The organism is Hyunsoonleella sp. 2307UL5-6 (assembly GCF_047345485.1).
GTDB lineage: Bacteria > Bacteroidota > Bacteroidia > Flavobacteriales > Flavobacteriaceae > Jejuia.
This window is the reverse complement of record NZ_JBLFEN010000003.1, coordinates 421,180-441,858: the sequence shown is the minus strand read 5'-3', so window position 1 is coordinate 441,858 and position 20,679 is coordinate 421,180. Positions and strand designations below refer to the sequence as shown.

Genomic DNA, 20,679 nt, shown 5'->3' with positions numbered 1-20,679 from the left:
GTAAGTAGATGCTGATTAACACGTAATATGATGTGATTTCTCCTAGCGTCGAAATGACAGACTACATTTAAATGGTCTATCAAAGCAAGTTTAAACGCTTCATTAATTCTGGTCGGTTAGAGCGACTTACAGGAATTACGTCTTTTTTTATAAGTACACTATTATCTTCTATATCAATAATTTTATGAACGTTAATTATGTACGAACGATGTACTTTTAGAAATGAACTATGAGGTAGCTTCTCTTCAATTTTTTTTAAGGTAGAATGTACCGTGTAATTTTTATCATCAGTTTTAATATGAATATAGTCTCCTTTTGCTTCAATTAAGTATATACTTGGTATATCTATTTTTATAAGTCGTCTATCTATATTTACATAAAGGTTGTAACCTGATGTTGTTTCTAGTTTATCATTAACATGAGACTTAGATATGGTAGAAGCAAATAACTCTGCTTTCTTTATTGTTTTTTCAAAACGTGGTAAGGTAATGGGCTTAACTAAATAATCCACAATACAATCGTATTCGAATGCTTTTATAGCAAATTGAGCATCTGAAGTAATTAAAATTATTTTAGGAGGATCTTTAAGCGTTTGAATAAAATCAAAACCAGTAAAATCTGGCATGTGAATGTCTAAAAATATTAAATCTACCCTATTGTGATTTAAATATTTAATAGCTTGCATAGCGTTTGAGAACTCTTCCAAAACGTTTAATTCTGGTATTTTTGAGCACAACTGAGAAATGATTACTCTTGCTACGGCCTCATCATCAATAATAATACAATTCATTAAAAAAACTTTACAAAGTCTCTAAATAGTCTGTCATTATTTGGAGAATTTCGTTAAATACTTCGTGTCCTGAGATATTACTTTCTCTCAAACTATTTTCGTAATCTTCAGCTATAGTATAGCTTTTTTCAAGGCCTAAAATACTAATTTTATGTTTAAGTTTATGGACGTTTTGTGCAGTTTCTCTAAAATTTTTAGATTCAAAATTTTCAAAATATTGTGCCTTTTCATGTGGAAATTCTGTTTTCACGATTGAAATTAGCTTATCTCTAAAAGCATCGTCTCCTCGAGATAACTCGTTAATGTAGGATAAATTTGGTTGTTCCATATGTTATTTTTTTAATGTGAAGTAAAATGTTGTGCCCTCTCCTAGTGTAGACTCTAGCCAAATTTTACCGTTATAAAGATTGACTATCTTTTTAACTACAGCTAATCCAATTCCAGAAGATTGTGGGTTATTTTCTAATTTTTGAAATGTTTTGAATATCTTATCAAAATAGGTATCCTCTATCCCTTTACCATTATCTGTTATTTTAAATCTCCAAAAGTCATTTACGTCTTCTACACCTATCTCTATAAATCCCTTTGCTTTATCATTATATTTTATGGCATTATCCAAAAGGTTTTGAAACAGCTGTTGTAACCTGTATTTATCACCTTTAACTATAGGTAATTTTGATGTAATATTAACACTTATATGTTCTGGCAATAATGAAGCAGATAAAATACTTTCTATTAATAAATTAATATCAACATCATAACACTCTGTTTGATTTTTTGTAATAGTAGAATAATCTAAAATACCACTGATTAGTGTATCCATTTTTTCTACATTGTTTCTAATTAATTTTAAATTTTTAGCACCTTCTGCATCTAGTTCATCTTTATAATCTTCATATAACCAAGCGGTTAACGCATCTATACTTCGTAGTGGTGATTTTAAATCGTGAGATACCATATGTGCATAATCACTTAATTCCTGATTTTGATGTGCTAATTCTTCAAGAAGTTTTTCCCGTTGTTTATTAATTTTTATAATCTCTTTGGTTTGATTATCAATAAAATCCACTAGCTTAGAACCATCTAAATCTACAGTATCTATAGCGGAATTATGTGGCAATTCGTAAAACTTAAGTGTTTCAATAATATGTTTTAACTTATCAATAACGTCCTTTTGGGCTACAGCTTCATTTTTTAATTGTGTATTGGCAATAAATAATTCTTCAGAACTGATAGACATTGCTCTTTGTTGCATCACATATTGTTCATCAAAATTAGTATATGAGCTATTTACGGCATTTAAAAATGCTTCCATTTGCTCTGATGATGCTTGTTCTTCAGAAAGGTATTTTCTTATTTGACGTTTTAGTAAAGAATTCATTATTCGCTAATTAGCGTTATCGTCATGGTTTGATTGTGTAACTGGCAATTTTGCTCTCCATGAAACGGTGCAATTTCCCCATAAGAATAAAACCCACATATAGTTGTATCATCTCCTAATACGGCAACCACTTCTTCTATTTCTTCTTCTACCCGCTGATCTAAAACTAATTTTCTACCAATACAACTCACTAATAAGGCTAATTGTGGTTTTGCGTGTCTCAATTCTAATGCTTGTTTCGCAGCGCGTTCTGATGCATTAGCTATCTTATCCACGTTTGTCATCATCAATTGTACTTTAGAATTTACGGGGATATCTCCAGCTAGTATCATGGTATTATCCGCTTCGTCTATATTTAAAATGGTACGCACAAAAGATTGTTTTTCTTCTGTAGACTTAACATTTAAAGGGTACAGTAAAGCTGCTGATGGTAACTCTTTAGACTTATCACCTAAATATTTTTTATATAAATCTAGTGCTGGTTGGTTATCTAACTCATATAACACATTAGATTCTGATTTGGTTACAACGCGTTCTGGACCAAAGGGTGTCCAACCACCATGAATAGAAAATGAAGCTTCAAACGACTCACCATAAAATCCAATGGCTATAATTTCTCCTGGTTTAGGGTTCTCATTATAACCTGCTAGTGTTTTTTCAAAACGTGCACCATCGCCACACAAACCACCAGTAATTAAAATATTATCGGTAGTAGACGTATTCATCCCTTTGGTAAGCTCGCTTCCATTTATAAAACTCCCTTCTGATAAAACAAAAACGTATTTTAAACCTTGCTCTGGAAATTCCTTTAATAAATCAACTCCTGTTTTGTGGCTATCTAAATCTGTATTTAAAACATTACTCGTCTTAATCAAAAACTCTGTTTTTTCAAACTCAATTGCTGTTATCGTGATGCTATCATCATCAACACTATTTGAAGTAATATCACCACTTGTGGAACCAAAAACTATGTGCCCATCTGGAAATAATGTTTTTACATCTTCAAAAACAGTATCGTGCTCTAGCATATACCTGTTTCCTAAAACCAATACTAAGGGTTTAGACAGGGGTTGTTTTGGTGATAGATAGTCCCAATTACTTTCTTTATGTTTTTTTAATTGTACTGTTTTCATGTATTATTTTTTGAGAGTAAAAAAGAAGGTTGTGCCAATATTTGGTTTACTTTCTAACCAAATGTCACCTTCGTGTAAATCCACAATTTTTTTAACAATAGAGAGCCCTATACCTGTTGAATCTTTACTTTTATTTAATGTATGGAATATTTTAAAAATTTTATCATGAAATTTTTCTTCAATCCCAATGCCATTATCTTTAATTAAAAATTGATAATGTGTTCCATTATCCTTTACATCTACTTCAACCAAACCTACTTTTTTATCTATAAACTTTATGGCATTACTTATTAAGTTTTGAAATAATTGTTGCAGTTTAACTTTTTCTCCTTCTATTTTAGGAAGCGTATTTAAAACTGAGATTGAGACATGTTCTGGAACAAACAAAATGGTTTTTAAATCGGTTACCAAAGCATCTAAATCTACTATTTGTTTTTCTAAAGTTTCGGCACCAACACTTGAATACATCAATACATCAGAAATTAATTGTTCCATCTTTTCCAATGTGGTTTCAATTAAATCAAAATTTTGTAGACTGGTTTCGTCGAGTTTATCTTGGTTATCTTCTTTAATCCAATTTACTAAAGCATCTATACTTCGCAACGGCGATTTTAAATCGTGAGATACTATATGAGCGTATTCTTGAAGTTCGTTATTACTTTTTTCTAATTTTTCAAGTAGCTTTTCTTTTTGTATTTGTAGACTATTCATCTCTGTAATATCTCTAACTATACCCTGAGCAGCGACAGCCTCTCCATTATCATAAATAATACTAGCATTTATGTGTACTAGTTTTTCAACTTTTTCTTGGGTGATAATTTTAAGATGGAAATCTGTAAGTGTACCATTAATAAGTAAAGCTTTAAATGATTGTGCTACACGTTGCATTTCGTCTGGATGTGCCATATCAAGTAAATTAAAATCTACTTTTGAGTTATCAAAACCTAAAAGACTAACAGCAGCGTCATTCATTTTAAGAATATTACCCATTAAGTCCATGATAACATAGGCATCAACTATATTTTCAAAAACGCCTTGTAATTGAGAATCTGTTTTATTGAGTATGGCTTCAAGCTCTAAATAAGATTTCTCGAGTTTTTGGTTGGCTACATAAAGTTCATCTGCTTTACTTTCAAGAATTTTTTCTGCTTGTTTTCTTGCTGCTTTTTCTCGCGCTAGTGCACGTTTTAATATATCTATTTGATTTTGACTCATTAATTTTTATTAATCAAAAACTTAACTTCTGTTCCATCATCATTCAATTTTTCTAAAACTATACTTGCTTTAGAATTAAAGTGCTCAAAAGTTTTATTCATTAAGCCTAATCCAAAATGATGCATGGCTCTACTAGATTTATAAATCATAACAAGAGAATTTTCCGTTTTCTCAACAATTTCAAATGTTGGTAATTCTGCATCAGGATATATTTTTCTTACCTCAACATGTATATGATTTTCAATAGAAGATAACATATCGATAGGGTCTTTATACGTTGCCAAAAGCCCAGGATAACTCGTTTCTATAACACTGAAAAAATGTTCTGCATACACTAATAATAAATCATCTATGGAGATATTTGTATGTGCACTTAAATGCTGTAGTAGTTGCAGCATTTCAGAAAATTTATAAGTACCTACAGACGTATAAATACCCCCAGAATCTAAATTAGACTGTGTTATGATTTTATCAACCACTTCTAGTCCAAATTTATCTTCAACCAAATCAAGAAATTCTGTAAACACTATACCTTTCATTTAAACTTGTTTTAATTCATTAATACTCCAATACCCTAATAATTTTTCTATTTTTAATACGTAGTCTTCATATTTTAGAGGTTTTAACACGTAACCTGCTATTCCTATTTTATAACATTCTAATAAATCTCTTTGATTGTTAGAAGTTGTTAATATTATTGTTGGTATATGTCTTAAAAGATCATCTTGCTTCAAAATATTTAAAAATTCTATGCCATTTAATTTTGGCATATTCAAATCTAATAAAATAATGTCAGGTAATTCATCTTTTTTTTGTAAAATTTTCAGCGCTTCTTCGCCGTTATTAGCTTCAACTATATTATGATGTAATTCTAGTTTAGAAATTGTTCTCTTAAACTTCATAACTTCTATCATATCATCCTCAATGAGCAATATGTTTAATGTATTCATAATCTCTAGTTTTAAAATGTTAAATTAATTGAAGTAGAAGGAATAATGGATTGTATTTCGCTAATTTGGATTTTAGTATAGCTGAATGACGCTTAAGTGTCGACGAATGGTTTTATGAGTTTATTTTAAGCTACTTTAGTATTAAAAACCGATAAAGTGTTTTTTTGTGCTTCTAGCTTAATACGCTTTAATTCTTCTAGGTATGGTAAAGCATTTAATTGATTTTGGCTATAGTTCATTTCTAAACGGTCAATAAAATTTAGATGCTTTAAATTTTTATTTAAAACCAAACTCATATTGTCACTTAATTTTGTTTTAGGTTTAAGTTGTATTGTTTTTTTTGAGTTTATTTTTTTTTGACGTTTAATCCCCAAAGTTAGTTTAAAACGTAAAGCTCCAATTTCTATATTAATTAACATATTAAAGTTTAATTTTTGTTATCTATGTGCAAATATGCTTCACAAATACATGTTAAATTAAAAATTTCTGTATAGTTATTATAATCTAAAGATTGATGGCAGTTTTCTATAGACGAATGGTTTACAGCTTACAAAGATTTTACTAATACTTTTGTTTTAAAACTACTTTTTGGGGCTTCACACAGAGAGCACATATAATCAGATGGTAAATTTTTAAATGGTGTATTTGGAGGAATCCCTTGCGTAATATCACCGTAGGTATCATTGTAGATAGTCATACATTCTGAACATTGATGTACTTCCTCTTCTGTAGTTTCTTTTGTTTCTGCTTGTTGTGTTACATCATCACGCTCAACCCCTAATTGCTCAAAATACAACTGACTTAGTTCCATGAGCAACCCAGGTAACTCTAATTTATCTACATCTTGAACATGCATGATATATTCTCGTGTATTTGAATCGAAATTTTTAGCATAAAGCAAATTATAAGTATCTCTAATAGTAAAATCTCCATTGATTTCTGGCGATCTATTTTTTTCTATAACTATGGATGTAAAGTTGTATGTATCACTATCAAAACTAGTTATACCAAAGGTTAAACCATAAGTACTAATATCGTTTTGATCAAAATTTGTAACCAAATATTTTTTTAAACTTAAGGCTGCTTTATCATTTACTGGTAAATGCCAATTCATCTCTAACATAGAGTGTCTCACATTGATACCATACTTACCTAAAAACTTTTCCCAGTGTAACTTTGCTTTTAACGGGATACCTTTTACGATAAATGATTTCCAAGGGGTAATAGATATTTTACCAATTTTATTCTCTGAACATAAATCACACATGGCTTTTAAAAACGGAATATCGTATCTGTTATTTCGCCAATACAAACCCAACCAATACCTATCTTGCCCAATACGATTCATCCCTTCATAATATGGAAATGGATAAAACGGTACTTCTAGAGGTTTATCAACAGTACGGTTATTTGTTTCAATAGCATCTATTACCAAATCGAAAACCATCTCAATAGTTTCGGGTTCTTCAATTAATATATTTTCAATAGCCAATTCTATCTTATCCATATCCCAACTGTAAATTAAAGCAGGATACATTTCGGTTTTTTTCCAACCTGGAAGTCGCAAATACAAATACCAATAATCTTCGTGTTCTGAGGCTATAAAATTTACATTTCCTGTAAACAACGGCACTAATCGTTGCATAGGGTCTGTAACATTAATTCTTAGTTTTGGTGTGTGTTTAAATTGCTCTAAAATATATAAATACCTATCACTTGTTAACCATGATGTACTTGCTAAAATTTCTGTAGAAACATAAGAGGATGCTATATTTTCTACGCCATCACGTTTTGGTTTTACAAATTTAATTTTGTCAAACTGTGCAAACTTACTTTCATCAATTTCCTCAGGAAAAATTATATCTTGTCGAGAACCAAAGGATATTGCATCTAACCCTAGACCTTCTGCTGCTTCACAAATATATTTTAGTTCTCCTGGAGACAAAACACCTCCGTTAATCATTAATCTATAAGGCTCTTCCATTATGCTAATACTTTTGAATTTTGAAGTATTTCTCTAACTTCAGTTTTACAACTTCCACAACCTAAACCTGCACCAGTTTTATCACAAAGTTCTGTAAAATCAGTACAACCTTTAGTTATGGCCTCTTCTATATTTCCTGCACCAACTTGACTACATGAGCATACTAATTTCCCGATAACTGGCACATCGTTTGATGATCCTCTAAGTAGTTTATCACGCTTTTCAGCCATTTCAATCTTACTGTCAATCATGGTTTTAAATTCTGCAAACTCAGCTTTATCACCCATTAAAACAGCACCAATTAATAAGTCATCTTTTACAATACATTTTTTGTAATAGCGCTTTTTAATATCAGTAAAAATAATTTCTTCGTAACTATCGTCATTTTCAGGAACATTAATTTCACCAATACTACATAAATTTAAATCGTTGAATTTTAAAATATTCATTAAAACAGAACCGCTGTATGACGAACTCACATCACCCGCAATAAAATTGGCTAATATATTGGCTTGCTCTTCTGCAGCGGAGGTAATTCCGAACAATTGGTTATTGAATTCTGCAATCTCTCCAATAGCAAAAATATCTGGATGAGATGATTGTAAATGTTGATTCACCTTAACACCTCTTGTACATTTAATACCATTTTCTCTAGCAATTTCTACATTTGGAATAGTACCAATAGCGTATACAATGGCATTGGCAGTAATGGATTTTCCACTTTTAAGTGTAATATTTAAATCGCCAGTATCTTCATCATCAAACACCGTACTTACTTCATTATCAAAATAAATTTGAATCCCACGTTCTTGAACATCTAATGCCAGTAACTTACTAGATACTCTATCTAACTGGCGCTCCATTAAACGCGATGCACGCTGTACAATTGTTATTTTTGCATTTTTATGTTTCATAGCTGCAGCCAGCTCTAAACCTAACAAACCACCACCAACAATTACTACATGTTGCTCTTCTGGTGGCAAGCCTGTAGCATCTAAATAGGATTTAAATTGATCTGCATCTATTTTATTACGCATTGTAAAACGCCCCGGTAAATCTATTTGCACATCTTTAGGAATAAAAGCACGACTACCCGTTGCTAATATTAATTTATCAAAGCTATGTGTTGTAGCATTACTATCTGTAACCACTTTTTGTGCCTTGTTAATTTTTGTGATATACGTTTCTGGATGTAAATGTACATTAAGCTTATTAAGCTCTTTTTCTTTAATTTTAAGCAACTGCTCCCAAGATAATTCTTCGGTTACATATTCTGGTAATAATACTCTGTTGTAAAACAGATTTGGTTCTTTTGAAAACACATGTATTTCATCAGTATCATTTTGCTCTCTGTAATTTTGTACAAAACGGAATGCCGCTGCACCAGCCCCAGCAATTATAATTTTTTCTGGTGCTTTTTTATATTTTGAAACCGAAACACGGGTAAATTTAAAATCTGGTTCTTTTGAAACAGGATCTACATGTGTGTTAGTTAAGTTATTAGCTCTATTTAAATTACTTTGTAATTGTTTACCCCAATGCATTGGTAAAAACACTACACCTTTTTTAATGTTTTCGGTGACTTTTGCACGCACTCTTACTACGCCATTTTCACCTTTTATTTCGGTAATTGTGCCATTTTTTATATTGTACAAATACGCATCAGTAGGATGAATTTCTAAAACAGGGGTTGGATAATGCGTTTTTAAACGGGATACTTTTCCAGTTTTTGTCATCGTGTGCCATTGGTCGCGCACACGCCCTGTAGTTAAAATTAAAGGATAAGTATCATTAGGTAATACTGATGTGTTTACGATACTACTAGGTAAATTAAACTGTGCCTTTTGTGATGGTGTATAGAATTTTTTATCTTCAAAAAGTCTTGGCGTCCCTTTATGCCTGTGTTCTGGTACGGGCCATTGAAATGTACCTTCGGTTTTTAATCGTTCGTAATTTAAAAAAGACACATCAATATTAGTACCCTTAGTCATAGAGGCATACTCATCATAAATTTCGCTGGCATTATTAAAATTAAAGCCTCTAAAGCCCATGCGTTGCGCAAAATCACAGAAAATTTCAACATCTGGTCTTGCTTCTCCAGGAGCATCAATTTCTTTTGGTAAGTACGAAATTCGTCTTTCAGAATTTGTCATCGTACCTTCTTTTTCTAACCAAGCGGCTGCAGGTAGTACTAAATCTGCAAAAGCTACAGTATCTGATTTATGAGAAATCTCTTGAACTACCACGAATTTTGAATTTTTCATGGCCTTTTCAATACGATTTAAATTTGGTAAACTTACCAAGGGATTTGTACATGCTATCCAAACCGCCTTCATTTTCCCGCTTTCTAAAGCATCAAACATCTCAGTAGCTGTTAATCCTGGTTTAGGGTTTATCTTATCTACACCCCAAAACTGTGCTACTTCACGACGGTGTTCCTCATTCATTAAATCTTTATGTACTGCTAAAAGGTTTGCCATTCCTCCTACCTCACGTCCTCCCATTGCATTAGGTTGCCCTGTTAATGAGAATGGACCCGCACCTGGTTTCCCAACTTGCCCAGTAATTAAAGATAAATTTAAGAGCGATACGTTTTTATCAGTACCCACCATACTTTGGTTAAGCCCCATGGCCCACATACTAATAAAGCCTTTTGAAAGTCCAATCATATCAGCGGCTTTACGAATGTCTTTTTCTGGAACACCACATAATTTTGAGGCTTGCTTTAATGATGTTTCAAAAATTAAATCTTTATAATCTTTAAAGCCTTCTGTATAATTATTTATAAATGTTTCATCTATTAACCCACGTTTGTATAAACATCGGCCAATAGCATTGTATAAAATAACATCGGTTCCGGGTAGTAGTTGTAAATGTAAATCTGCGAAGTTTGCTGTATCGGTTTTTCTTGGGTCTACAACTATAATATTAACATCAGGATGCTCCTCTTTATGCTTTTCTAATCTTCTAAATAAAATTGGGTGACACCATGCTGGGTTTGCTCCCGTTATTAAAAATGTATCTGCCAATTCAATATCGGCATAAGATATAGGCACACTATCTTCTCCAAAAGTTTTTTTATACCCTACCACCGCAGAACTCATACATAAACGCGAGTTGGTATCTATATTATTTGTACCTAAAAAGCCTTTGGTTAGTTTATTTGCAATATAATATTCTTCAGTTAAACTTTGTCCAGACACATAAAATCCAACGCTATCTGGCCCGTGCTTTTTTATGATCGATTTAAAAACACTAGCAGCTCTATCTAGAGCATCATCCCAACTTACACGCTCCCTAGGGTGAGATCTACTCCAGCGCATTTCTGGATATAAAATTCTATCAGAAGTATCATTAGCTACGTAATGTAAATTCATCCCTTTAGAACATAACATCCCTTTGTTAACTGGGTGGTCTTTATCACCTTCAACAAAAACGGTGTTGTTATTATCTTTTTTAACAATAATACCGCAGCCTACACCACAATACGAACAAGTTGTTTTTACTTCGTTTTTAACCATTTACAGGGCCGTTTTTTACTAAACAATACATTTTAACTTATGGAAACAAATGCTTTAACTATTATTCTGAATCTTCTAAAAAATACTTCAAATTTTAAAATTTGACAAAAATTAAAGTATTATATAAAAAATATTGGTTACATAATTTTAGATAAGCTTAGCATTTAAACACAATCAAAACTACGTATTAATACTTAATTTTCAATATTAAATATTACGTAATGAAGTATAATTATGATGTTGATAATTTAATAATGTAGATTTTGAGGATTTAGCAAAATGAAGTATATGCTTGGTTAAGTTTTTAAGATTAATAAAAAACGCCCAATAAAAACACACTATAAATTGACTAAAATTGATACATTGTATTAATTATTTTCATCACCGTTAAGTGCATCCTTAATATCAATTTCATCATCTACTTTACCAGTAAATGCTTTTATCCACGCATTTTCAAAGAGGTTAAAAACGGTAGGCCATATATTACCTTCTACACTGTTTAGGTCTCCTTCAATAGGAATTTTTGTAGCAATGGTATCCGTTTTTTGATTTTTTAAAACAAACTTAAAAAAGCCAACAAAACCTTCCCATAATACACCTAAAAACCCATCATCTTTACCAATTAATTTAGTATCTGATAAGAGTGGTTTTACGTAGCCTTTTAAAAAACCGTCAGCTATGGCAACTTCACTATAAAGATTAAAACTACCTTCTTCAAAGTCTAAACCAGCATAATGGCGTGAAAAACTGTTTAGTGCAGCAATATTGGTATTTTCTAATGAAAAAGATAAATCTACATCTGGCACCTGTTTCACAATATTAATATTACCATTTAAATTTACGCTACCGCCACCAATGGAACGTGCTGTTGCTTGAATTGGAGATGGTAATGTACCTTTTTTTGAAACAACGTTTCTCAAATTTGTGGCAGTTAATTCTAAATTAGTAAAATTTAAATCAATATTTGGATCTGTAGATAATTCTACATATGCCAACTTACCATTTTTTACCTCTAAACGATTAATATCTATTGGTATAATATTAGTTAAAGCCTTACTCCAATGATCAACACCTGTTGCTGTACTATCACTACTTTGATCTTCAAAAACATAAATAATTTCTGGATTATGCATTACTATTTCGCTAACAATTTCACCTTTTAAAAGAGATTTCCATTCTATGGAAATATCACTCTTTGGGAAATTGAGATATGGTACTTGAGTTTTAGCTTCAACTTTATTTAAATATAAACTGTCTAAAACATACGCTCCCTTATAAAGTGCAATATTTACATCCTTAATTTCTCCATAATACCCAGGGATACTGGCTAGTGTTTTATTGATTTGATTTTTTACATAGGTGGGAAGATATATTCGCAAAAGAATCAATAATGCAATAATAATTACTGGAAGTTTATAACGTTTTTTTTTATAGCGCTTTCTTTTTTTTTGATTTGGCATATATAAGATTTAAGTAAAAAAATTATACTAAAGCATTATTTTTTGCTTTATCTATCAACTCTTTTAAATTTGAAACCTCTAATTTTTTCATCAAATTAAAACGATGCACTTCAGCTGTACGTTTACTAATTTGAAGTTCATCAGCTATATCTTTATTATTTTTAAATTCTAAAACTAAGCTTAAAATTTGTTTTTCACGTTTTGTAAGATTAAATGAATGTTCTTTTATATCTCTCTTTGGTATGACTACTGAATTTGTATTGCCATTCACAAAATTATTCATGATAATAGCAGATACATCTCCTGTAAAATATTTACCACCATTAGCCACTTTGTTTAATGCTTTTAAAAACTCTTCTTTACTAGCTCCTTTTAATAAGTAACCATCTGCACCTGCTTGAATAGCTTGTACAACATATTCTTCAGAATCGTGCATGGATAGTACTAATGTTTTTACATCTTGATGCGACTTACTCATCTCACCAACCACCTCTATACCATTCATTTCTGGCATACGTATATCTACAATCAATACATGTGGTTTGTTTTTAGCAATAACTTCTAAAGCTTCTTTTCCGTTTGATGCTTCGTCTATAACTACTATTCCAGATTGGTCTTCTAAAAGTGCTTTAATACCATCTCTTACTAACACATGATCATCAGCAAGTACAACATTAATTTTGTCCATAATTTACTGTTATAAATACAAAAATAAGAAATTAAGTAATACTACGTATTTTTAAGATTTTAAAGCAGTTACCTCAATTTCAATTTTCATCTTATCGTCTGCAAGTTCTGCAGAAAACATAGTTGCGGCAGGTTTGATATTACCTAAGTATTTTTTTAATACTGGCCAACATGATTTAAAATCTTCAGCTTTGGACAAAATATAAGTTACTCTTACAATATCTAACAAACTGGCATCTGCTTCTTTTAAGGTATTTTCTATATTTATTAAGCATTGTTCTGTTTGTACTATAACATTATCACTAATTGTCATAGTTTTGTAGTCATACCCAGTAGTTCCAGAAACAAAGATCCAATTCCCTTGCACTACTGCTCTAGAGTAACCTATATTTTCTTCGAATTTAGAACCTGAGGATATTAATTTTCTCTTCACAAAAATACGCTTTAACTATTATTTCTATTTTTCAATATGTTATGAATAAACTCCAACTTTTTATAAACTGGAGATGGTATTACAAAGGGATAAATATCTTGTAAACCCATTGATCTATTTAAGCTATTTGCTGCACAAGTTAATGCAATACTTGCATCAAAAATAACCTTAAAATCAGTAATTTTATATGGGTTAGGACACACTGAAGTTGTTATCTTTTGTTGTATTGGTGTATTTGATGCCGAAAAAGACATCCCTAAAGAATTTGCGGTTTCTAACGTATCCATAATATGTAAATAATGTGCCCATGTTTCTGCCCAATCTTCCCATGGATGCGCACTCGCATATTTACTAATGTAGTTTGAATTCCAATTAGATGGCGCACCGTTTTTGTAATATCTTTCTAAAGATTCTCCATAATCTATGTTTTCATTTCCAAAAATATTTCTAAACTTTTGCAAGTTTTCATTATCAAAAAGAAGCATCCAGTAATAATGACCTATCTCGTGCCTAAAGTGCCCCAAAAGTGTTCTATAACGTTCATCCATTTGTTTTTTTAGTTGCTCTCTATGAACAGAATCTGCCTCAGAAAGTAATATAGTAATAACACCATTAGAATGACCAGTTAATTTTTTTTCTTTATTATTATCAGAAAGAAAATCGAAGGCAATACCTATGTAATTTTTAATTTTTGAATGTAAGGGTAAGTTCAATGCACTTAATTGGTAAATTAACCTGTGTTTAGCAATTTCTAATTTTTGCCATTTTTTAAAGCTTTCTTCATCAGATTGGGTTGGTACTTTTCTATTAAGAGAACAAGCAACACAAAATTTATTTTCAGACGATTGCGCAATTAACCAATTGCAAACTGAATATTTATGGTTATAACAGAATTTAAGATTATTAGTAAAAGATGAGTTATACGTTTGAGGAACAGCAAATGCGTTCGTCTCTAAATGATAACCTAAAGTATTTTTACAATTTAAGCACTGCGTATTTTCAAAAAACACTGTAGAACTACAACTAGGGCATTTAAAAATTTTCATCGTTTTGTGTTTAATAAAATACCGTAAATATAACCAAGATTATAACTACTTAGTAACGCTATAGAAAAACATGCTATAGATTAATTTAAAAAAGCATAATATTCCATCAAGACATCAAATGCAATTATTTTAATGGCACATTTAATGTAACACGAGTACCTTTGCCTTTTTCTGAAGTTAAAAACATACGCCCTTCAATATACTGTATACGCTCTCTCATAAAGGTCATACCCATACCGCCTTCTCCTGTCTTTACGCGCTTAACTTTTTCAGGATCAAAACCTTTACCGTTATCGTCAATAACAATGCTTAATAGTTTTTTACTATGCGATAAAGACACAATAATATGGGTAGATTCAGCATATTTAATAGCATTATTAATCGCTTCTTGAGTAATACGGTAAATATTTATTTCAGCAAGTGAATCTAGACGTTGGTTAAAATCAGATTTATTAAAAAGCACAATTTCTTTACCCGTAAGTTTTGTCAGTTCTTTTACTAATTTAGTTAATGCTGGCACAACACCATGATCGGTTAATTCTGGTGGTGTTAAGTTGAATGTTGCGGTACGAACGCCTTTAATAATATCTGTAGTTAATGCTTTTAAATGCTCTATTTTAGAGGTTGTTTTTTCTATATTTTGAGTATCAATACTTTCTAAATTATACTTTAATCCAGTAAGCATCTGCCCTATGCCGTCATGTACATCTTTAGCAATACGGTTTTGCTCTTTTTCTTGGTTTTCAATAATTTTACTTGAGATTATTTTTTGCTGGCTCATCTTCTCCTCATAACTCTGCTCGGTCAATCTATCAATCTCTAACTGCGCCACTTTACGTTCTGTAATTTCTGAAGCGATAATTAATAATTCTGATTTATCACTGGTTGGGCTATAAGGTATAACAGCCATTTCTAACCATACATCTTTATGCTCCTTACAAGTCGCTTTTACTTCACCTTTCCAACCCGTTTTTTTATGTTTTTTTATGATAGCTTCAATATACGACTGCTCGTTTTCTAACTGTGAAATTGCTTTCCAAAATGGTACTGTATCATTAAAATTAGAGAATTTAAACAAGCGCGAAAATTTATTCCCCATATGTAGTAATGTACCATCTGGTAATGTTCTTGCAAACAGCAGGGTCTCATCCATAGCGCGAGTTAACGTACTCAATTCTTGGATGGATTTTTCTCTAGCCTTACTCAACTCATTGGCTTCAAAAGCCATTTGTTTAGCTTGTTTTTCAGCAGATAATAATTCTGCCAGAGTATAACGTACCGATTTAGCAGCGGGCCAGAAAATAAATAAAAATTCTCCAAGAAGAATTACTAGTGTTAGTATTGTCAACCAAAACTCAAGTTTTCGTAACCATGCTACCTTTTCCTCAGCTTCTGTATCATATTGATTTACAATAGCATCCATCTGCTGTAAAAACTCAGCTTCATTAGTTTTCACTATAGTTACATCATTTAAATATGTAGCAGCGTTAGTCGTATTATTTTCAATCTTACTAATAATAGATTTTGAGGCTTTAGCAATAGTATCAAAAACAGGATTTAAAACTGCAAACTTTAAGGTTATGGCATCACTATTTGTATTAGGTAAGCGTAAACTATCATTTCCATTTTGGAGTGCATGATGCGAAAACTCCCATATACGAAGCGTTTCTTTTAGATTATTTTTAATAGCTAGTTGCTCTTCTGTGCTTGATGTAGACGATAAGGATACCACGTTTTTAGCCAATTTCTGACTCAACATACGTTGCCTTCCAGCTATATTAATTACCGTAGAGTCACTTTCTTGCCCATTAAGATGCGTGCGAATTAAAATCTGACTAATAATTACAGAAAGTGCAATAGTACTAAACCCAATAATGTACAAACGGCGTAGTTTATCAAAAGTACTTTGGTCTAATGAGTTACCGTTTTTTGCCATTATTAAAAGTTAAAAATTACGCAATAGCTTGTTTTACTAACGCTAAAGATGCCTCAGAAAAGTTTAATTTTAAAGCCTCCTGCTGCCCTTCATCACTCATCTTTACCCATGTTTTTTGTAAAATATCAATTACCTTTTCATCAGGATGTTTTGCAGCAAACTCCTCAAAATAATAATCTAAAAATACTAAGCAAATGGTATCTTCTAAAGCTTGAGATTCTTCGTTTTTTTTAATCAATTTCTTAAGAATAATTTTTCTAATTCTATCTACAAATTGGTCATCATACCCCACTTGTTTCAAAATATCGGCAGTTAAATCAGCATGCATTTTTTTTAAAGTCTCACGCCACTTTAAATACCCCACACGATCCATCGGGTACTCATCCCTTGCAATTTTCCATCTACAAATATGTTGTGCGCGTGCTGCAATTTGTAATGCTTTAGACGCATCGGGCATAAACTGTAACAATTTCCTAGTCATACGCTGCGAATACAACAGCTCCTTAGCATACTGTAAACCAGCAACTTCATACGTGTTTATATCTTCAGAATTTGCTTTATCAATAAGTGCAATAGCAGTTTCAAAACGTGTAGGCTTCATAGTGTATTCTAGAATTTAAATCAGTGAAAGGCAAGATAAACAATTACTTTTTTTATTTTAATACTATGGTTACTAATTTTGTTAAAGCATCAAAATTTAGTATTCTTTTAAATTAAAATATTAAACAAAACAAACTGTTGTTTTGCAATAAACGCAACACTTTTTCTAAATTAAATACAAAAGCATACGGTAATATAAAACATTTGGAAGTTGTCTCAGTATTTTAATAACCTTATTAGTTTCCAATATCCATATATTACCGCATGCTTTAGCACATATAACTTTATTTTTTAGTTATGCATTTTATTTTTACTCCGCAAAACCAACATAAACATAATCACCTTCAACCTTTACAGGATAGGTAGCAATCGCATCCAAATCGCCATTAAGGTTTTCACCATTTTCTAATGAAAATGTCTTTTTATGTAATGGACAAGCTACTTTAGGCAACCCTTTATCATCACCAATCATACCTCTACTCAACACCATCTCCATTTTATGCGGACACAGATTTTGACACGCATACCACTTACCAATTCTTGTAAAATTAAACACCGCTATTTGCTTATCTTTATACTTTACACAAGCACCACCATCTATAGGAAAATTATCAACCGATGCCGCTTTAAACCACACCTTTACATCTTCTAATTTAGTTGATTTGTATTTATCTAAAATTTCTTCCATTACTAAAATATTATTTCTAATCTATACTATTTATTTGGGCGTTACCCGCAAGGGGTCGGGCTTTTCGTTACAAGTCCTCGCACCTCCTACGTCGGGCTGTGGGCTTTCCTCTGCAATCCCTAACGCGGGTATATTTGCTATAGTTCTTTTTTAATCTAAACTCAAAGCTTGTTTACCTGCACTTAGCATTGTTAAACAATTCAACCACTAAACGATTCAACAATTAAACGATTCAACAATTAAACATTTTAAGCCCAAGGCTCAGGCATTTTCTGGTCGCGCATTGGCACAAAAACCAAGTTATCATCGTCCTCTTCGCTATTCACAAAATGATTAAAACGTTTCATCATCTCAGGGTCGTTAACAGCCTGTGTCCACTCACATTCAAACTTATTTACCAAAGTTTGCATTTCAGTTTCCAAGTCTGCCGCAATACCTAATTTATCATCTATAATCACCTCTTTTAAGTAATCCAGTCCCCCTTCTAAACGCTCTTGCCATGCGGCAGTACGCTGCAACGGTTTTGCTGTACGCATATAAAACATTAAATACCTGTCCAAATATTTTATTACGGTTTCGTTATCAATCTGTTCTGCAAATAATTCGGCATGCCTTGGGTTGGCACCTCCGTTTCCACCTAAGTATAAATTCCAACCACCTTCAACAGCAATTAATCCAAAATCCTTACCTCGCGCTTCTGCACATTCTCTAATACATCCTGATACACCACCTTTTATTTTATGTGGTGCTCTAATACCTCTGTAACGGTTTTCTAATTCTATACCAAAGCTTACGCTTTCTGCCATTCCGTAGCGACACCACGTTGAACCTACGCAAGTTTTCACCGTTCTTAACGATTTTCCATAAGCATGTCCACTCTCAAAACCATGACTAATTAATTCTTTCCAAATTAAAGGCAATTGATTTAGTGTTGCACCAAATAAATCGATACGCACACCACCAGTAACCTTAGTATATAAATCGTATTTTTTAGCTATTTGCCCCAGCGCTATTAACTTATCTGGCGTTATTTCTCCTCCAGGAACTCTAGGTACAACAGAATAAGTTCCATTACGTTGAATATTGGCTAAAAATCTATCGTTAGAATCCTGGATAGCATATTCCTTATTAGCCGTATCGGCATGAATTGTTGCCATTAAAGAGGCTACAAGTGGTTTACACAACTCACAACCATGTCCACCATTTCCGTGATTATCTAATACCTCATTAAATTTAGTATAGCCTTTAACCTCTATAATTTTATATAAATCTTGTCGGTTATAATCAAAATGCTCACAAACCGTATCCTTAACTTCAATCCCTAAAGATTTTAGTGTTGCATTAGTTAAATCTGCAACCATAGGTTTACAACCACCACAACCTGTACCAGCTTTTGTGCAACCCACAACACCTGCTAAATCTGTAGCTTCTCCATTTTCAATAACACCACAAATCTGTCCTTTAGTAACACTCTCACAAGAACAAATTTGCGCTTCATCTGGCAAATCCATAACATCACCAAGTAAAGCACCACCTTCGCTAGCCGGCAATATCAATTGTGCAGGATCTTCTGGAATAGCCATTCCGTTTAAGTACACTTGATGCAGCATACTGTAATCTGTAGCATCACCCACAAGAATACCGCCTAACAGTTTTTTTCCGTCGTGACTTACATTAATACGTTTATATAAATACTGTGTTTTATTTTCAAAAATAATAGAATGTCCTTTTGAAGCTGGCATAAATGGCTCACCAAAACTGGCTACATCAACACCAATTAATTTTAATTTGGTAGACATATCAATTTCAGCAGGCATAAGCTTTTCAATATTACCAAGTATTTGGTGTACAGCTATATCTGCCATATCATAACCAGGTGCAACCAAACCATAAATCATTTGGTTGTATAGCGCTATCTCACCAATAGCATAAATACTATCATCTGAGGTTTTCATGGTGTTATCCACCACAATACCGCCTCTAACACCAACATCTAATCCACATGCTCTAGCGAGTTCGTCTCTTGGTCTAATTCCCGCTGAAACAATAAGCATATCAACATCTAAAACATCATCTTCTCCAAATTCCATCCCCGTAATTTTACCGTCGCCCAAAATTTGGTTAGTCGCTTTACTTAAATGAATATTTAAACCTATGGATTCTAATTTTAACTGTAATACTTGCGAACTCCTACTATCTAATTGTCTTGGCATTAATTTAGACGCAAACTCCACAACATGTGGCTCTAAGCCCATATCTAAAACTGCTTTACCAGCCTCTAAACCTAATAAACCACCACCTAAAATAGCAGCTCTTCCACCTGATTTTTCTGAGTTTATTTTAGCTGCATAAGCTAGCATACCCTCTAAGTCCTCAATGGTTCGATACACAAAAACACCTTCTTTCTCCACACCTTTAATTGGTGGCACAAATGGCGATGAACCTGTGGCTAACACTAAGTAATCATAAGAAAACTCACGATCTTTTGCTGTAGTAATCGTTTTGCTTGTTCTGTTTATATCAGCAACACGCTCACCTGTAATTAAGTCAATATCATTTTCAGCATACCATGACGCAGGTGCCATTTCTAAGGCTTTTGCATCTTGATTTTCAAAAAATTCACTAAGGTGAACTCTATCATAGGCTGGTCTTGGTTCTTCACCAAAAACAGTAACTTTAAAATTCTTACTCGCTTCATTAGCTACAAATTTTTCACAAAATTTATAACCTACCATGCCATTTCCAACTACTATGATATGCTTCATAATTACGTATTTGAATACAAAACTAAGTATTTATACGTATTTTTTAGTGAAGTTTTTTAATAAATTTAAGTACACATGTTATTATTATCA

18 protein-coding genes are annotated in these 20,679 nt (G+C 32.1%); all 18 read right to left on the bottom strand.

The window, feature by feature from the left end:
- Window positions 1–79 precede the first annotated feature (79 nt).
- The 18 genes from ACKGJY_RS07890 to nirB all read right to left on the bottom strand — a co-directional run bounded on the left by ACKGJY_RS07890 (window position 80) and on the right by nirB (window position 20,589).
- Window positions 80–790 carry a LytR/AlgR family response regulator transcription factor gene (locus tag ACKGJY_RS07890; protein ID WP_413973331.1) on the bottom strand — a complete coding sequence of 237 codons (711 nt, stop codon included), beginning with the start codon at window positions 788–790 and terminating at the stop codon, window positions 80–82.
- Between the two features lie 10 nt (window positions 791–800).
- On the bottom strand, window positions 801–1,118 hold the full coding sequence (locus tag ACKGJY_RS07885) for an Hpt domain-containing protein (protein ID WP_413973330.1): 318 nt from the start codon (window positions 1,116–1,118) through the stop codon (window positions 801–803).
- Window positions 1,119–1,121: 3 nt separating this feature from the next.
- The gene (locus ACKGJY_RS07880) at window positions 1,122–2,171 is read right to left on the bottom strand and encodes a sensor histidine kinase (RefSeq protein ID WP_413973329.1); all 1,050 of its coding nucleotides are present in this window, start codon (window positions 2,169–2,171) and stop codon (window positions 1,122–1,124) included.
- A complete protein-coding gene (locus ACKGJY_RS07875; RefSeq protein ID WP_413973328.1) occupies window positions 2,171–3,304 on the bottom strand; it encodes an FIST signal transduction protein in 1,134 nt (377 codons plus the stop codon). Before ACKGJY_RS07875 ends, ACKGJY_RS07880 begins: the two co-directional genes overlap by 1 nt.
- A 3-nt stretch (window positions 3,305–3,307) precedes the next feature.
- The gene (locus ACKGJY_RS07870) at window positions 3,308–4,519 is read right to left on the bottom strand and encodes a sensor histidine kinase (protein ID WP_413973327.1); all 1,212 of its coding nucleotides are present in this window, start codon (window positions 4,517–4,519) and stop codon (window positions 3,308–3,310) included.
- A complete protein-coding gene (locus tag ACKGJY_RS07865; RefSeq protein ID WP_413973326.1) occupies window positions 4,519–5,058 on the bottom strand; it encodes a heme NO-binding domain-containing protein in 540 nt (179 codons plus the stop codon). The genes ACKGJY_RS07870 and ACKGJY_RS07865 overlap by 1 nt, the downstream gene beginning before the upstream one ends.
- Window positions 5,059–5,469, bottom strand: a complete 411-nt coding sequence (locus tag ACKGJY_RS07860) for a response regulator (protein WP_413973325.1) — start codon at window positions 5,467–5,469, stop codon at window positions 5,059–5,061.
- A gap of 125 nt (window positions 5,470–5,594) precedes the next feature.
- Window positions 5,595–5,888, bottom strand: a complete 294-nt coding sequence (locus tag ACKGJY_RS07855) for a hypothetical protein (RefSeq protein WP_413973324.1) — start codon at window positions 5,886–5,888, stop codon at window positions 5,595–5,597.
- 128 nt (window positions 5,889–6,016) lie between these two features.
- Window positions 6,017–7,453 (bottom strand): rubredoxin, encoded by a 1,437-nt coding sequence (locus tag ACKGJY_RS07850; protein ID WP_413973323.1) that lies wholly within the window; start codon window positions 7,451–7,453, stop codon window positions 6,017–6,019.
- Window positions 7,453–10,974, bottom strand: coding sequence for a molybdopterin-dependent oxidoreductase (locus ACKGJY_RS07845; RefSeq protein WP_413973322.1), 3,522 nt, complete (start codon window positions 10,972–10,974; stop codon window positions 7,453–7,455). The genes ACKGJY_RS07850 and ACKGJY_RS07845 overlap by 1 nt, the downstream gene beginning before the upstream one ends.
- A gap of 368 nt (window positions 10,975–11,342) precedes the next feature.
- Window positions 11,343–12,434, bottom strand: a complete 1,092-nt coding sequence (locus ACKGJY_RS07840) for a DUF748 domain-containing protein (RefSeq protein WP_413973321.1) — start codon at window positions 12,432–12,434, stop codon at window positions 11,343–11,345.
- 22 nt (window positions 12,435–12,456) lie between these two features.
- Window positions 12,457–13,122, bottom strand: coding sequence for a response regulator (locus ACKGJY_RS07835; RefSeq protein WP_413973320.1), 666 nt, complete (start codon window positions 13,120–13,122; stop codon window positions 12,457–12,459).
- Between the two features lie 51 nt (window positions 13,123–13,173).
- Complete coding sequence (locus ACKGJY_RS07830) at window positions 13,174–13,554, bottom strand: RidA family protein (protein ID WP_413973319.1); 381 nt, start codon at window positions 13,552–13,554, stop codon at window positions 13,174–13,176.
- 11 nt (window positions 13,555–13,565) lie between these two features.
- Window positions 13,566–14,600 carry a putative zinc-binding metallopeptidase gene (locus tag ACKGJY_RS07825; protein ID WP_413973318.1) on the bottom strand — a complete coding sequence of 345 codons (1,035 nt, stop codon included), beginning with the start codon at window positions 14,598–14,600 and terminating at the stop codon, window positions 13,566–13,568.
- 124 nt (window positions 14,601–14,724) lie between these two features.
- A complete protein-coding gene (locus ACKGJY_RS07820) occupies window positions 14,725–16,536 on the bottom strand; it encodes an ATP-binding protein (protein ID WP_413973317.1) in 1,812 nt (603 codons plus the stop codon).
- A gap of 16 nt (window positions 16,537–16,552) precedes the next feature.
- Window positions 16,553–17,137, bottom strand: a complete 585-nt coding sequence (locus ACKGJY_RS07815; protein ID WP_413973316.1) for a DUF4202 domain-containing protein — start codon at window positions 17,135–17,137, stop codon at window positions 16,553–16,555.
- A gap of 309 nt (window positions 17,138–17,446) precedes the next feature.
- On the bottom strand, window positions 17,447–17,824 hold the full coding sequence (nirD, locus tag ACKGJY_RS07810; protein WP_413973315.1) for a nitrite reductase small subunit NirD: 378 nt from the start codon (window positions 17,822–17,824) through the stop codon (window positions 17,447–17,449).
- Between the two features lie 248 nt (window positions 17,825–18,072).
- The gene (gene nirB / locus ACKGJY_RS07805) at window positions 18,073–20,589 is read right to left on the bottom strand and encodes a nitrite reductase large subunit NirB (RefSeq protein WP_413973314.1); all 2,517 of its coding nucleotides are present in this window, start codon (window positions 20,587–20,589) and stop codon (window positions 18,073–18,075) included.
- Window positions 20,590–20,679: the final 90 nt, after the last annotated feature.

Bases quoted from the DNA above. Each gene is read 5' to 3' on its own strand.
- ACKGJY_RS07865 (WP_413973326.1), bottom strand. From the start codon at position 5,058: ATGAAAGGTATAGTGTTTACAGAATTTCTTGATTTGGTTGAAGATAAA.
- ACKGJY_RS07875 (WP_413973328.1), bottom strand. From the start codon at position 3,304: ATGAAAACAGTACAATTAAAAAAACATAAAGAAAGTAATTGGGACTAT.
- ACKGJY_RS07815 (WP_413973316.1), bottom strand. From the start codon at position 17,137: ATGAAGCCTACACGTTTTGAAACTGCTATTGCACTTATTGATAAAGCA.
- ACKGJY_RS07820 (WP_413973317.1), bottom strand. From the start codon at position 16,536: ATGGCAAAAAACGGTAACTCATTAGACCAAAGTACTTTTGATAAACTA.
- ACKGJY_RS07840 (WP_413973321.1), bottom strand. From the start codon at position 12,434: ATGCCAAATCAAAAAAAAAGAAAGCGCTATAAAAAAAAACGTTATAAA.
- ACKGJY_RS07885 (WP_413973330.1), bottom strand. From the start codon at position 1,118: ATGGAACAACCAAATTTATCCTACATTAACGAGTTATCTCGAGGAGAC.
- nirB (WP_413973314.1), bottom strand. From the start codon at position 20,589: ATGAAGCATATCATAGTAGTTGGAAATGGCATGGTAGGTTATAAATTT.
- nirD (WP_413973315.1), bottom strand. From the start codon at position 17,824: ATGGAAGAAATTTTAGATAAATACAAATCAACTAAATTAGAAGATGTA.
- ACKGJY_RS07860 (WP_413973325.1), bottom strand. From the start codon at position 5,469: ATGAATACATTAAACATATTGCTCATTGAGGATGATATGATAGAAGTT.
- ACKGJY_RS07835 (WP_413973320.1), bottom strand. From the start codon at position 13,122: ATGGACAAAATTAATGTTGTACTTGCTGATGATCATGTGTTAGTAAGA.
- ACKGJY_RS07880 (WP_413973329.1), bottom strand. From the start codon at position 2,171: ATGAATTCTTTACTAAAACGTCAAATAAGAAAATACCTTTCTGAAGAA.
- ACKGJY_RS07825 (WP_413973318.1), bottom strand. From the start codon at position 14,600: ATGAAAATTTTTAAATGCCCTAGTTGTAGTTCTACAGTGTTTTTTGAA.
- ACKGJY_RS07850 (WP_413973323.1), bottom strand. From the start codon at position 7,453: ATGGAAGAGCCTTATAGATTAATGATTAACGGAGGTGTTTTGTCTCCA.
- ACKGJY_RS07870 (WP_413973327.1), bottom strand. From the start codon at position 4,519: ATGAGTCAAAATCAAATAGATATATTAAAACGTGCACTAGCGCGAGAA.
- ACKGJY_RS07890 (WP_413973331.1), bottom strand. From the start codon at position 790: ATGAATTGTATTATTATTGATGATGAGGCCGTAGCAAGAGTAATCATT.
- ACKGJY_RS07855 (WP_413973324.1), bottom strand. From the start codon at position 5,888: ATGTTAATTAATATAGAAATTGGAGCTTTACGTTTTAAACTAACTTTG.
- ACKGJY_RS07845 (WP_413973322.1), bottom strand. From the start codon at position 10,974: ATGGTTAAAAACGAAGTAAAAACAACTTGTTCGTATTGTGGTGTAGGC.